The organism is Glaciibacter superstes DSM 21135 (genome assembly GCF_000421145.1).
Lineage (GTDB): Bacteria > Actinomycetota > Actinomycetes > Actinomycetales > Microbacteriaceae > Cryobacterium > Cryobacterium superstes.
Window position 1 is genome coordinate 214,624 of record NZ_ATWH01000007.1, and the last position, 14,471, is coordinate 229,094.

Sequence of the window (14,471 nt, forward strand, 5' to 3'; positions counted from 1 at the left end):
GCACCTGCGGGGACCACCGGCGCTCACATACCGCGTGACCGACAGGTTCAACCCTTGGAACCATTCACGCCTCGAAGGGTGAGCCAGGGTGAAACCCGATGTGAAAAAACCCCAGTGCCTGACAATGCGCTGTTAGAAAACTAAGCGGTATCGATTTTCTCGGTGCGAAGTACATCGTGCGGGGTATCGCGAACACGCAAGGTAAAAGGGGAACACCGTGAGTCGTATGGCTTGGTTCAAACAACACGTGATGGTCGGCGCAGGATCGACCACCCGGCGGCGGAAGGGCTCGACCATACGAGCCGGGAAGCTTCCCGCGATGCTGTCGATTCTCGCTCTCCTCGCTGGAGGGTTCACGGTCGGCGCCACAGTTCTCGATGAGGGAACATCGGCCGTAGCCGCTGAGTCGACCCCCACGGATGCGCCCACCAGCGATCAGCCTGAGGGCTCGGACGAGCCCACCGCACCCGAGGCCACCTCGGCGCCTGACGCCACGCCGGCGCCTGACGCCACGCCCGTACCTGAGGTGACGCCCGTACCTGAGGTGACGCCTGCGCCGGAGACGACTCCAACCGACGATGTCGTGCCCGAAGACACTTCGGGCACCGTTGAAGAAGGCGACTCGCAGAGCGCCCGGGAGGCGGAGTCGAACGCCGTCATCAGCCCGCTGTCGACCACCCCGGGCACGTCGTACACCCGTGCGGACACCACGTTCTACGCCTATGTCGGCGCCGGGGAAAACATCGACATCAACTTCACCCAGATCAGCCAGTCCGGTGCCGCGACGATCACGGTGCGGGCTCCGGGGTCCGCGGCTCGGACCTGTGCCAAGACCGCCATCGATCCGACCGCGTGCGTCTGGACCAATCTGACCTCGGCCACTCCAGGCATCTGGGAGATCGACTTCGACGCGATCGGCGCCACGTCGCGGGCCTACGACTGGACGATCAACGTGCAGAACGGCACAACGACGATTCCGGGTCGGGTGTACACGGAGAGGTACACCATGTCTCAGTTCGGTCCCACGATGACCGGGGACATGTCGCTGTGGTACCAGAGTGAGCACGGTTTCCAGTACCGCGCCGACTACTACGCCTACAACGGCGCGGATTCGACCTTCGCCTCCGACGCAACCGGCGTCGCGGGCCTCAACACCTGTGTCTCCGCCTACAGGAGCATGGACGAGGGGGCGCTGCCCACCTTCCCGTACGCCGACGGCGCCACCCTCTGGCTGCCGCCAGCTGGACAATGCGGTGACCCGTACAAGATCTTCTTCGAGGCGCCCTCCGCCTCGCTCCCGGCCACGGCGAAGCTGTGGGACGGCACCACCGAGTGGCTCAAGCCGCCTGTCGCCCTGCCGACCCTGTCGAACCTGGACTTCACTCGGGACAACGCCGCGACCACAGCCGGGCAGTTCACCTTCGGCGTCACCGACTTCACCGGCCAGCTCGAGATCCTGATAGACGCCAACAACGACGGTGACTACACCGACGCGGTTGACACGAAAGTGCCCGCAGCCGTGACCAAGGACGGTACCGTGACCGTCGCCTTCAACGGTCTTGACGGCCAGGGCAACGCGATTCCGGCAAGCCAGCCCATCGGCGCCAAGGTCGCGATCACCCAGGTCGGCGAGATCCACTTCGTCAACTCCGACGTTGAGACCCGGACCGGCCTGCAGGTGACGGCCCTCAACGGACCCCAGGTCGGAGTGGCTGACCTGTACTGGAACGACACCGACCTGAGAGTGCTGGACCGGATTCCGACTTGCCTGACGCCGCAGACCGACGGCCGCGCCGGCGTACCCAGCAGCGGCGGGGTGCATGGCTGGGCCTGCGTGGACCCCATCGCCAACTCCAATGACGGCATCCACGGCTCCTGGGGTGACGTGCGCGACATTGACGACTGGACGTACCACGCCATCGACGAGTTCGCGGAGGTCAACATCGCGGCCGTCGTCCTGGACTTCGGTGACGCGCCCAATACGTACGGCACAATCCTGGCCGACAACGGTCCGTACCATGTTGTTGTCGACGGCGTGCGGCTGGGCGCGGATATCGATGACGAGAGCGATGGCCAGCCGAACGCGGCGGCCGATGGCGACGGTGCCGACGAAGACGGTGTGACCTTCAACCCCGCACTGGGATACGCGACCCCGACGCTTCGCACGGGTGTTGATCCAACGTCGCAGCAGCCGATTTCCAACACGTTTGAGGTTGACGCATCCGCTGACGGTTTTGTGTCGGTGTGGGTGGACTGGGACCAGAATGGTGACTTCCTGGGTGCCGGTGAGCAGGTTGCAAATGCTCAGGCGGTAACCGCCGGAAGCAACGATGTGATCTTCAGCCAGGGCACGAACCCAGCGGGAATCCACACGTATGTCCGGGTGCGTTACTCCACGGACGCGGCATCGATCGCGACGCCAACGGGTGCCGCGCCTAGTGGTGAGGTTGAGGACTACCGGGTGCTCGTTGAACGGTTGATCCAGCCCGACACCTGCACGGTCAGCAATGTGGACTACTACGCGTTCACGTTCTCGCAGCCGGCTGCGGCCGATCTGACCGGAACCGGCAATGTCGGTTCGACAGCGCGATACCGCGATGTGACCGTCGTCAACGGTGTTGCGGTGGACATGTTCGTCGAAGTCGTTGCTGGGGATATGCGGGAAGCCGGGAACGGCGGGGCACCGCCGAACGGGTTCTGGAATTTCGCCCCCGACGATGCTGCGTGGCAGATCGACCCGGCCGCGACGTTGCGGTACTCGTTCTTCGAGGCGGGCACAACCACGCCCATTGATGTGAATGCTGTGTTCACGGTCGGTGACCTGGACAGCCCTGAGAGTGCGACGTTCAGCGCAGCGGATCTGGCCGGCTACGCGGTGACGCAGGGAAGCACGGTCACGGTTCTCGAGTCCGGCGCGAACATCGTCTTCGATGGCACCAGCGACGGCAACCTAGAGCCTACGCAGCGGTTCCAGGTGGTCTTCGAGGGGACCAGCACGTTCGAGGCACAATGGGCCGGATTCGCCGGATCCGGCTTCGGGTTCGACGGCGACGGTGACACTGGCATCCAACCGCCCGCGTGCCAGGACTTCGGTGACGCACCGGACAGCTATGGCACGACTATCGGAGCGAACGGTGCGAACCACACCATCGTTCCCGGTCTTCTGATCGGTAGCGAGATCGACTTCGACCCGGACGGCCAGCCGACTCCAGATGCCGATGGTGACAACTCGAACCGTCTCGCTGACGAGGACGGCATCGCCGACGCGATTGTGCTGACAGTGGGCAACCAGACGACGGTGTCGGTCTCGGCAACGAATTCGACGACAGCGGATGCGACGCTCGCCGGATGGATCGACCTCGACGGCAGCGGCGCGTTCGATGCGGGCGAGCTGGTCACTGTGGTGGCGCCGGCGGGATCCGGCACGGCGAATTACGACCTCATGTTCCCCGTCGGTTCCGTGACGGCGGACACCTACGCGCGGTTCCGGTTGTTCCCGGGCGATGTGACATCGTTCTCGCCGACCGGGCCTGCGACCGCAGGTGAGGTCGAGGATTATCTGGTCACGGTGTTGGAGCCGGAACTCGAGATCGAGAAGACCTCCGATGCGACCGAGGACTCTCGTCCGGGTGACACGGTGAAATACACGGTGACCGCGACGAACAATGGTGCCGGTGACTATACGGCCGCGAATCCTGCTGTTGTACTGGATGACATTTCAGGTGTCCTCGACGACGCCACATTCAGCGGGACCGCAACGGCGGACCGCGGAATGACGCCGTTGTACGCGAGCCCGATCATCAGCTGGGTGGGTGAGTTGCCGGCTGGAGAGTCAGTGACCATCGAGTACGAGGTGCTCCTTGTTGCCGGTGGTGACGGCGTGGTGCGGAACGTGGCATTCGCTCCAGGGTGCGACCCGGCCAATCCGGATTGCATCACGGTGACGCCTGAGTGTGATCCGCCGACGGCTGAGGGCACCGATCCGGCCACGGGAATCCCGTGCGCGGAGTCGGAGCTGTTGCTGCCGAGGCTGTTGCACACGAAGGTCGCCAACACGACTGAGCTGCCGGTCGATGGTGGCGAGGTGGAGTACACGATCACGGTGACAAACACCGGGCCGGGTGTGTTCACGGCCGCGAAGCCGGGCACGCTAACGGATGATCTGTCCGGTGTGCTGGATGACGGCACGGTGACGGCTGGTCCGTCGGTGGATGTCGGCACGGCAACGTTCGATGCGGCGGGAGAGTCGATCGAATGGTCTGGCGCGCTCGGCGTCAACGAGGTCGCGACGATCACATACACGGTGACGTATGACTCTTCGACCGGTGACAACAGCCTGTTGAACGTGGCGTGTGTTCCGGTCGAGTTGGCGCAGGATCCGGCGGATCCGTGCCGGTCGGTGCAGATTCCGGGGTCGGAGTTGCAGGATCGGAAGAGCGTGAACCCGGCCTCGGGTTCCACCGTCGTCGCCGGTCAGGCTGTGACCTACACGCTGTACTTCGAGAACACCGGTCAGGCAGATGCCACGGTGGGCACGTTCGATGACGTGTCCGACGTGCTCGATGACGCGACGCTCACAGGCAGTCCGACGACATCGAATGCGGCGCTCACGGCGACCCTGAACGGTTCGCAGATCGACATCGCGGGCACGGTTCCACCGGGTCAGACGTACACGGTGACGTACACGGTGACGGTGAACACGTTCGCCCAGCAGGGCGATCACCTCCTGGGCAATGTGCTTGGCGGGGATGAGGGATGCCCGGCCGATGACCCGACGTGCCGCACCGAGAACCCGATCCGTCACATCACGGTGACCAAGACTTCGGATGCTGCCGTAGACGTGAACGTTGGCGACACGGTCGAGTACACGGTCACGGTCACCAGCGACGGTAAGGGTGATTACACCGATCAGGAGCCGGCCGTCGCGCAGGACGACCTGACCGGAGTGCTGGACGACGCCACCTACAACGGTGATGCCGCGGCACCCACTGGGTCGATCTCGTATTCGTCACCGATCCTGACCTGGACGGGTGCGCTCGCTTCGGGTGACAGTGAGACCTTTATCTACACGGTGACCGTCACGAACCTCGGTGATCATGTGATGGAGAATGTCGCTGGTCCGGTCTGTACCGACCCGGAGATCTGTGATCCTCCCGTGACGGTGACAACGCCTCTGCCTCATGTGGTTCCTGCGAAGTCGTCGGTCCCCACCTCGGGTGAGGGTGTCAACGCGGGTGACGTGGTGACATACACCCTGACCTGGACGAACGACGGTCAGGCTGCAGGCGTGATCAGCGACACGGATGATCTGTCCGACGTGCTGGATGACGGGGATGTGACCGTGGAGCCGAGTTCGACGAACCCGGCGATCACGGTGGTGCGCACCGGGGACGAGATCCGGGTGACCGGTCCGATCCAGATCAACGAGACCGTCTCGGTGACCTACGAGGTGACGATCAAGCCAGACGGGAAGCGCGGCAACAACATCGCGAAGAACGTCCTTACCCCGGATGTTCCGCCCTACCTCTGCGAGGACGGGGACGCGGACTGCGAGGAGTTCCCGCCGCCGACGACGGAGCACCCGATCGGCGAGATCGAGAAGTCGAAGACGTCGAACCCGGTGTCGGGCACCTCGGTTGTCGCCGGTCAGGACGTGACCTATACGCTGACGTTCAAGAACATCGGTGAGGCGCCGGCTGATGTCGACACCTTCGACGATGTGTCGAACGTGTTGGATGACGCGACACTGACCGCCGGTCCGACGACGTCCGACTCCGCGCTCACCGCGACGCTCAACGGCACGCAGATCGACATCATCGGCACGATTCCGCTGAACGGCACGTTCACAGTGACGTACACGGTCACGGTGAACGCGTTTGCCCAGCAGGGTGACAATGCGCTCGGTAACGTCCTCGGCGAGTGCGCTGAGGATGACGACACCTGCCGCACCGAGAACCCGATCCGGCACATCACAGTCACGAAGACCTCGGATGCCGCTGCAGACGTCAACGTCGGCGACAAGGTCGAGTACACCGTCACGGTGAAGAACGACGGTAAGGGGGACTACACCGACCAGGAGCCGGCGGTTGCGCAGGACGACCTGACCGGAGTGCTGGACGACGCCACCTACAACGGTGACGCCGCCTCGGCGACCGGACAGGTGACATACGCGTCGCCGATCCTGACCTGGACGGGTGCGCTCGCGGCTGGCGATTCGGAGACCTTTACCTACACGGTGACCGTCACGAACCTCGGCGATCACGTGATGGAGAATGTCGCTGGTCCGGTCTGTGCTGATCCGGAGATCTGTGAGCCGCCGGTGACGGTGACCACGCTGCTTCCGCACGTCATACCCGCGAAGAGCTCGAACCCTACTTCGGGTGAGGATGTCAACGCGGGCGATCAGGTCACCTACACGCTGACCTGGCTGAACGATGGTCAGGCTGCAGGTGTGATCAGCGACACCGATGACCTGTCGGACGTGCTCGACGACGGCGACGTGACGGTGGAGCCGAGTTCAATGAACCCGGCGATCACTGTCGTGCGCACCGGTGACCAGATTCGCACTACAGGGCCGATCCAGGTGAACGAAACCGTCACCGTGACGTACGTGGTGACGATCAAGCCGGATGGGGAACGCGGCAACAACATCGCAGACAACGTGTTGACGCCGGATGTTCCGCCGTACCTGTGTGAGGACGGGGACACTGACTGTGATCCGTTCCTCCCGCCGACCACAACGCATCCGATCGGGGAACTCGACGACTGGAAGACGGTCGACCCGGCCTCGGGCGGCACCGTCCAGCCCGGCCAGGAAGTCACCTACACGCTGCACTTCGAGAACATCGGAAAAGCGGACGTGCTGGTCGACCAGGACGACGTACTAACGAAGGTTCTGGACGACGCGACGGTCACGACGATGCCGGTGAGCTCAGATCCTGCGCTCACAGTGTCTGGCCTGAACGGTGACCGATTCACGATCACCGGGACGCTCACGCCCGGACAGGTTGTCACGGTGACTTACACGGTCACGGTGAACCCTGATGGTGCTCGTGGAGACGACCGTCTCGGTAACTTCCTCGTCGATACCGGCGAGGAACCGCTGGAGGAGTGCGTGCCCGTGGATCCGGATCGTCCGGACTGCACGGTCAACCACGTCTCGAATGTGATCCCGTCGAAGTCCTCGGACCCCGCGTCCGGGAGCAAGGTGTCACAGGATCAGAAGGTCACCTACACACTCACGTTCGAGAACGTGTCGACGAACCCTGATGCGGCCGCTGCACCGATCGACTACACCGACTACCTGGTCGATGTGCTCGACGATGCGACGCTCACCAGCGGGCCGGTGACCTCTGATGCGGCTGTGTCGGCCGTGGTGGACGGTGACACGATCCGGGTAACCGGTGCCGTGGCATCCGGCGACACCGTCACGGTGAGCTACACGGTCACGGTCAAGGCCTACGACCAGCAGGCGAACCACCATCTGGGCAACGTGATCGCCACGACCGGTGAAGACCCGATCTGCGTCGAGGGATCGAAGCTGTGCACCTCGCATGAGCTCTCGTCTCCGCCGCCGGGCCTGGCCTCCACTGGTGGGACCATCGCCTGGAGTGTCGCGTATGGCGCGATGGTGTTGCTCCTGATCGGCGGCGGCGCGCTTCTGGTGAGCCGGAAGCGCCGTGAGACCGTGACCGGCAACTGAGACCGACTGGACGCCACCCCGGGCTTCCATGTTCGGCCCCTGTGCCCCGCCACCTTCGGCGGGGCACAGGGTGGCCATGTCGGATGGGAGGAGCCGTGCAGATGGAAGAATGTGCTCTGTGCGAGTGATTGAGGTGCGAGGGTGGGGCCTCCTCGTGGGCCTTGCGGTTGTAAGTGTCGCCCTTTTCGCGACCTACGCTGGCGTACTGTCCGTGTTGCTTCCCGCGCAGCTCGCGGAAATCAATCCGGATGGAAAAGTTGCCGCTCTTGCCGTGGTGACCTCGATCTCGTTCGCGGTCACGGCCCTGGCGCAGCCCTTGTTCGGCGCGCTCAGCGACCGGACAAGGACACGATGGGGGCGTCGCGTACCGTGGATGCTGGTGGGCGCCGTGGTCGGCGGCGCTGCAGTGGGTGCCATGGGTGCCATGGGAGGCGCAGAAAGCGTGGCCGCGTTGGCCGTGTTGTGGGCAGTCGGTCAGTTCTTTCTGAACGGACTGGACATCGCCTCGACCGCGTACCTGGTTGACTCGTTCCCGACGCGCCGTCGAGGGATCGTCGCCGGCGTCTTCGGAATGTCGGCGGTTGTCGGCGGTGCGACCGGCGTCGTTGCGATCGGCAGCTTCGCCGATGAGCCGGCCGCTGGATACTGGCTCCTGGCAGGGGTCGTTATCGCAGCTGCCGTGCTGTTCTCGGTAACCTTCCGAGAACCGAGTGAATCCCGCGAGCGGGTGCCGTTCCGGGTAGGGGCTTTTGTCAGAGGGTTCGTCATTGACCCGAGGCGTCATCCTGACTTCGTGTGGGTCTTCGTGTGGCGTCTGTGCTTCTCAATCGCCTATGGCAGCGTGAACGGCTATCTCCTTTATCTTTTGACTGACTATGTCGGTGTTGAGCCCGCTCGGGCCGCCGGGTTGGTGGGGCAAGCGACCGTCGTCGGCGGAGTTGGTGTCGTCGTCGCCGTTGTGGCGGGCGGATGGCTGAGCGATCGGTTGGCCCGTCGCAAGCTGTTCATTCTGGTGGCATGCGCTTTGGTCGCAGTGGCGAATTTTTTTCCGGTGCTGTGGCCGACGGCCGAGGGCATCCTCGCCTTGGCGGCCTGCCTGGGCGTGGCATTGGGTCTGGCGATCGCCTGCGGTACCGCGCTGGCAAGCCAGGTGCTACCGAGCCCCCGAGAACATGCCGGTCGCGGGCTCGGTACTTTCAACTTCGCGACGAACGTCGGACAGGCGATTGCACCACTCGTCGGAGCGTGGGTGATCGCGGTCAGTGGCTACCCGGCCCTCTTTGTCGTCAGCACGGCGGTGATGTTGTTGGCCGCGGCGACGATTCTCCCGGTGAAGGAAGCCAGGCGGAAAGCACAGCTCGAACGTTTCGATTCGGTCGTCAGCCGATCAACGACTTGACAGAAGGCTGCTGTCGGCAGGTTTGCTAGACGCTCCGCGCTTTCGGGATGGGCCGGATCGCCCTCGGCGGCAACCACGTGCTTGCGATAGATCGTGGCTTGTCCGCAGTCCTATCGGATACATGTTGTAGATGCCCTCATCCCTTACTGCCACGCAACTTGGAGCGTATTTCACCCTCACAGAGGTGAGCGCTCTACTGCGGCATGCAGTCGAGAAACAACTCCGCGACGCCGGTTGCCTCAGTTACGTCCAGTTTCAGCTACTCACACGTCTGAATGACGCCCAAGATGGGCAGCGTCGGATGACCGACCTCGCCGACGGCGTTGTCTATAGCCGTAGCGGACTGACATATCAGGCCCAACTTCTCGAAGAACGCGGGTTCGTCACCCGCTCGCCGGCACCAGGTGATGAACGCAGCATCGTCGTCGCGGTGACCGAGGCGGGCCGCGACGTGCTCGCGACAGTATTGCCCGGCCACATTCAGGCGCTTCAAGATCTGCTGTTCGCAAATCTCTCCGTCACCGACGTCAACGAACTCGCACGCATCCTCGAGCAAGCGGCCGACCACCTTCGCTCGACCCCGCCACGTTCTTCAACACCGCGTCGACGGAAGACCTAACGGAATAATCGAACAATATGCACTTCGCAGACGAACTTATGGGCCCCACGTCGCCGAGGCACTCGCCCGAGGTATCGCGGCCGCTCTCCCTGAGGCAAAGCTCACTCACCTTCGCGCCGCTGCTGCGGAGCTCGATGGACTAGCTCTCCGACAGAGATCCGATCTCCTCCGCGACGCGCTTCTCTCGGACGTCCCGGGCAACTACGCGGAGCTCGACTCGGTCGTGAGGAGGACCGCAAAACTATCGCCATCGCGCCACTATTACCCCGGAACACAAGCCGTGGGCATACAGGTCAACGGTGTCGCCTCGCCACTGACCCCGTTCGAGCTCCTGGAGCCGGCGGGTGAATCGAGGGTCTGATGCGCGCACGACCGCGTGGTGCTTCGCGACATTGCAACGACCAGAGTGCGGTGCTATGCGGTCGTCGGACAGTGACGAGATTAGCGATGAAGGTGTGGCTGGGTGGGTGCGGTTTCGGTGCCCGACGGGCGGTAGCTGAATTGCAGGCCGCCCACGAGTAAGTCCACGCCAAATGCGAACTCGGTGGCGGGTGTCGGTGCACCGCGCGGGGCGCCGGCCGGCGTCTCGGTGAGTGCGCCCAGGCTGTCGTACTGCATCCGCTGCTGTTCGTGGGAGACATGGCCGAGCACGAAATGCAAAAGGGTGGTCGCAGCCTGGTCGATGATGATGTCGTCGAAACCGCCTGCTGCGATCGCTGAAGCGAGACGGTCGTGCGCCACGGTCGAGCCGAGTCTGAGCGCGAGGGTGCTGAGGACTACCTCCGCGCCATCGCGGTACGTCAACAACGCATCGCGTAGAGCAGCGGCTGCCGTCCTCACCTGCGTGGTCCACTCAGACTCTGCCTGTGCTGGCAAGCCTCGCGACACGATCCGATCAGACAGCTCGGCCAGCATGCTCTGTTTATTCGAGAAGTGCCAGTAAAGCGCGCTGGGCTGAATGCATAACGCGGGAGAGAGGCGTCGCATCGTGAGGTCGGGGAGCCCGTACTCGTCCAAGATGTGCAATGCAGCGCGGACGACGTCCTCTCGCGAGTGGCCACGGCTGCGTGCTTCTGTCGGCATGAAACCACTATAGTGAACACCGTTCAGGTGAACACCGTTCAGGCGAACCGTCAGTATTCGGAAATCATCCAGTCGGAGGCACCATGGTCAAACTCCTATATGCCGCAACGACACGGCTCACCCGGACGCCCGATGCGACGGACCTAGCCCGGGTCGCCGTGTTCGCGGCCCTCATCGTCGTCCTTGACCTGCCGGGAGGCTTCACGGTGCTCGGCTCCGTCCCGATTACCGCGCAAACCCTTGGCGTAATGCTCGCCGGAGCCGTTCTCGGCCCCTGGCTCGGAGCGCTGTCTGTCACAGTCGTTCTGTTGCTCACGGCCATCGGGTTGCCTTTCCTGGCGGGCGGTCGCGGAGGAATCGGCGTATTCCTAGCTCCCTCCGCCGGGTTTGCCCTCGGCTGGATCGTGGGTGCGATCGTGATCGGTTTGATCGTGCAGGCCGACGGACACATTCCCGTGATCTGGCGCACTTTCCTCGGCATGACTGCCGGCGGAATCTTCGCTGTCGATGCCGTCCGCATCCCCGTGCAGAGTTTAGTGACCCGGCTGCCGTTGGTCGAGACCGCTCTGACCAGTCTGGTATTCGTGCCGGGCGACGTGTTGAAGGCAGTGATCGCTACCATCGTCGTTAAAACTCCCCTGAAGGCCTACCTACGTGCCTTCCGACGGATGTGGATGCGAAGACACGTCGCTATGGCCGAGAACGACCCCGCGCTGCTGCCGTGATCGTTCTCGTCCGCGACAACTCCGCGGAACTGCTGGACCGGCTTCGCGAGATCCGAGACGCCGGTGACGTTCCACTTGTGGGCGACTCCCGCTGGCCCTCCGCCCATTGGGCGACCGTAGCCGCCACGGTCGAGAAGTTGGACGAGCTCGGCGACGCCGCCTGGGCGTCTTTGACCTCCGGTAGCAGTGGTCGACCGCGCATTGTGCTGCGCAGTGCGGCATCTTGGGAAGACTCTTTTGACACGGTCGCTCAGATTCTCGATACGGGTCCCAGCAATCTGGTGGCGTTACCTGCACCGCCCTCAGCGTCGTTGACACTTTTCTCACTCGCCCACGCGCTAGCCGGGGGACCGTCCCCGATGATCGGGCCCCCCAAAGGTTCGGCGGCGGTGAGCATGCACGGCACCCCCCAGGCGTTACGCGCCGTGCTGGACTCGAGTGTGCCACCCTCCCTGCGAACCGCCCTCATCGGCGGGTCCCACCTTGATCCGGTGCTCCGCGAACGGGCGGAGGCGGCAGGCATCCGCGTCACCGCTTATTACGGCGCGGCCGAGCTGTCGTTCGTCGCAGTGGATCAGGGCGACGGGCTGAGAGCATTCCCTGGGGTGGAGTTGGATGTCCGCGACCATACGCTCTGGGTGCGGTCCCCATTCGTCGCGTCCGGGTATCTCGGTGCCCTCGGCCCGCTGCGTAAAGAAGGCGGGTGGGCAACGGTCGGTGATCAGGCGGAAATCGTCGGCGGAAGGCTGCGTTTGTTGGGTCGCGCGGACGACGCGATCCTGAGCGCGTCCGCGACGATCGTCCCTGAGGAAGTCGAGGTAGCTCTTCGGGCAATACCCGGCGTCCGCGATGCGATCGTGTTCGGGTTGCCTCGAGCACGGATCGGCGCGCTCGTGGCAGCGCTCCTCGAGCTTCACTCCGACACCCCGGCAGGCTTGCGTATGAGCGTCGACTCGCAGCTCGCGCCCGCCCATCGCCCTCGACAGTGGTTTACCGGGGCGATTCCGCGCACCGCATCCGGGAAGCCCGCACGGGCCGAAGTGGTGCGCCAAGTGCTCGCAGGGGAGGTCCGCCGCCTTGTCATCTGATCGAGATCCTGTGATCGTCGCCGCTCGACGCACACCTATCGGCACCCGCGGACGTGCCCTGGCGGGGCTGCACGTTGCAGAGCTGAGCGCGGCGGTCATCCAGGCGGCGCTGACGGACGCCGCAGCCGTGACCGGCATGCCAATAGAGGTGGCCGATGTCGTGTTGGGTAATTGCATGGGCCCGGGGGGCAACCCGGCCAGAGTAGCGGCTTTGGCAGCAGGACTCGGTTCGCACGTGCCCGGTGGCACCATCGACCGACAGTGCGGCAGCGGCCTTGCCGCCATGCTCGAGGCGGTCGCAGCGATATGCGGCGGCGACGAACGGGCGCGCGTGGCCGGCGGAGTTGAAAGCGCCTCCACTGCACCGGTTCGAAGCGTCCTCGGCGTCCCCTATCATCGTGCCCCATTCGCTCCTGAAGGATATCCCGACCCCGATATGACCCAGGCCGCAGAGGATCTTGCCGCCTACGACGGCATCACCCGAGACAGGCAAGACGAGCACGCCGCACGGAGCCACGCCCGGGCCCGCAATGCTCTCGCCGCTGGACGATTCGACGCCGAACTTGTGCCTCTGGCAGGACTCCACGCCGATGACGCGATCGGCGGCGCAGAATCACTGCTTCACCGCTTCCCGCCCCTGTTTCCCGGGGGCACCCTCACCGCGGGCACCTCAACCCGTATCGGAGACGGAGCCGCCGCTCTGATCGTCGCACCCGCCGGGATCGGACCCGGGCTGGCGGTCCGCGCCGCCACCATCATTGGGTGCGACCCTGCCCTACCAGGCATTGGCGCCGCTCCCGCAATCCATGCGGCTCTATGCGCGGCCGGCGCTACGACCGCGGACGTGACGGCGTTCGAGATCGTCGAAGCGTTCGCGGCGCAAAGCCTTGCAGTGCTCGATCGACTCGGGATTGACGATGACGATCCACGGGTCTCTGCCGACGGCGGCGCTTTGGCCCTCGGGCACCCATGGGGGGCGAGCGGCGCAGTAGCGCTCGTGCGCCTGTTCAGTCGGCTCGTGCGAGCCGGCGCGCCCGCGGGCACGCTCGGTGTCGCTGCCGCATCAGTCGGCGGCGGCATGGGCATCGCCGCCGTCGTGGAGGTGGTCAAGTGACCATCCGGATGGATTTGGTGAGCGTACGCTTGGGCGATGTGAACGTGCTGCAGGACGTCTCATTGGAGCTCGATGTCCGCACAGTGGCCGTCATCGGTGAGAACGGGTCGGGGAAGTCCACTTTCGCGCGCCTACTTGGCGGGCTAGTGAAACGCGCCTCTGGGGCCGTGAGCGTTCTCGGCGTCGATCCGGAGAAACAGGCAGCGGAACTGCGCCGCCGCGCTGCAGTGGTATTCAGCAACCCCGACGCACAAATTATCATGCCCACCGTCGCCGAAGACGTCGCCTTCTCGCTTCGAGCCGGACGGCTCAGACCCAGCGCACGCGACGAGCGGGTCAAAGCGGCTTTCACCCGCTTCGGGCTCTCCGACCTGGCCGGGCGAGCTTCGCACGACCTTTCGGGGGGACAAAAACAACTCCTCGCCTTGTGTGGGGCGTTCGTGCGCAGGCCTGAACTGGTCATCGCGGACGAGCCGACCGCGTCCCTGGATGCACGGAACGCCAGGCGCGTCGCCGATCACTTGTTCGAGGACACAGTGCACCGCCTGGTCATGGTAACCCACAATCTCGCCCTCGCCCAACGCTGCGACGTGGCAATGCTGTTCAGCGAGGGACGGGCGGTAGCGCTCGGCGAGCCCGTCCGGGTCGTCTCAGAATACGAAGCGCTTCTGCGATGCTGAGCATCTACCGCCCCGGCACCCGACGCACTACGCAGCTACCTGCACGTCGCGTAGGCACTCC

The 14,471-nt window shown here is 64.4% G+C and carries 8 protein-coding genes; 7 read left to right on the forward strand and 1 reads right to left on the reverse strand.

The features are described 5' to 3' along the window. The first annotated feature begins 226 nt into the window (after positions 1 to 226). The 3 genes from K323_RS0111745 to K323_RS0111755 all read left to right on the forward strand — a co-directional run bounded on the left by K323_RS0111745 (position 227) and on the right by K323_RS0111755 (position 9,720). Complete coding sequence (locus tag K323_RS0111745; RefSeq protein WP_084697218.1) at positions 227 to 7,702, forward strand: DUF7927 domain-containing protein; 7,476 nt, start codon at positions 227 to 229, stop codon at positions 7,700 to 7,702. Positions 7,703 to 7,820: 118 nt separating this feature from the next. Beyond that, positions 7,821 to 9,101: an MFS transporter gene (locus K323_RS25645; RefSeq protein WP_169515644.1), complete on the forward strand. Its 1,281-nt coding sequence runs from the start codon at positions 7,821 to 7,823 to the stop codon at positions 9,099 to 9,101. A gap of 130 nt (positions 9,102 to 9,231) precedes the next feature. Further along, positions 9,232 to 9,720 carry a MarR family winged helix-turn-helix transcriptional regulator gene (locus tag K323_RS0111755; RefSeq protein ID WP_022885476.1) on the forward strand — a complete coding sequence of 163 codons (489 nt, stop codon included), beginning with the start codon at positions 9,232 to 9,234 and terminating at the stop codon, positions 9,718 to 9,720. Positions 9,721 to 10,161: 441 nt separating this feature from the next. On the opposite strand, the gene K323_RS25650 is transcribed toward K323_RS0111755, so the two are convergent. Next, the gene (locus tag K323_RS25650) at positions 10,162 to 10,803 is read right to left on the reverse strand and encodes a TetR/AcrR family transcriptional regulator C-terminal domain-containing protein (protein ID WP_022885477.1); all 642 of its coding nucleotides are present in this window, start codon (positions 10,801 to 10,803) and stop codon (positions 10,162 to 10,164) included. An 83-nt stretch (positions 10,804 to 10,886) separates the two neighbouring features. On the opposite strand from K323_RS25650, the gene K323_RS0111765 reads away from it, so the two are divergent. The 4 genes from K323_RS0111765 to K323_RS0111780 are packed head-to-tail and all read left to right on the forward strand — an operon-like array spanning position 10,887 to position 14,410. Continuing rightward, complete coding sequence (locus K323_RS0111765) at positions 10,887 to 11,528, forward strand: biotin transporter BioY (protein WP_022885478.1); 642 nt, start codon at positions 10,887 to 10,889, stop codon at positions 11,526 to 11,528. After that, positions 11,525 to 12,616 carry an AMP-binding protein gene (locus K323_RS25655; protein ID WP_022885479.1) on the forward strand — a complete coding sequence of 364 codons (1,092 nt, stop codon included), beginning with the start codon at positions 11,525 to 11,527 and terminating at the stop codon, positions 12,614 to 12,616. Before K323_RS0111765 ends, K323_RS25655 begins: the two co-directional genes overlap by 4 nt. Then, on the forward strand, positions 12,606 to 13,730 hold the full coding sequence (locus tag K323_RS0111775; RefSeq protein WP_022885480.1) for a thiolase family protein: 1,125 nt from the start codon (positions 12,606 to 12,608) through the stop codon (positions 13,728 to 13,730). Before K323_RS25655 ends, K323_RS0111775 begins: the two co-directional genes overlap by 11 nt. Before the next feature lie 8 nt (positions 13,731 to 13,738). Next, the gene (locus K323_RS0111780) at positions 13,739 to 14,410 is read left to right on the forward strand and encodes an energy-coupling factor ABC transporter ATP-binding protein (protein ID WP_033372966.1); all 672 of its coding nucleotides are present in this window, start codon (positions 13,739 to 13,741) and stop codon (positions 14,408 to 14,410) included. Positions 14,411 to 14,471 lie beyond the last annotated feature (61 nt).

What these genes read in the sequence shown, in the direction of transcription:
- K323_RS0111780 (WP_033372966.1), top strand. Translation starts at nt 13,739, where the DNA reads ATGGATTTGGTGAGCGTACGCTTGGGCGATGTGAACGTGCTGCAGGAC.
- K323_RS0111755 (WP_022885476.1), top strand. Translation starts at nt 9,232, where the DNA reads ATGCCCTCATCCCTTACTGCCACGCAACTTGGAGCGTATTTCACCCTC.
- K323_RS0111745 (WP_084697218.1), top strand. Translation starts at nt 227, where the DNA reads ATGGCTTGGTTCAAACAACACGTGATGGTCGGCGCAGGATCGACCACC.
- K323_RS25650 (WP_022885477.1), bottom strand. Translation starts at nt 10,803, where the DNA reads ATGCCGACAGAAGCACGCAGCCGTGGCCACTCGCGAGAGGACGTCGTC.
- K323_RS0111765 (WP_022885478.1), top strand. Translation starts at nt 10,887, where the DNA reads ATGGTCAAACTCCTATATGCCGCAACGACACGGCTCACCCGGACGCCC.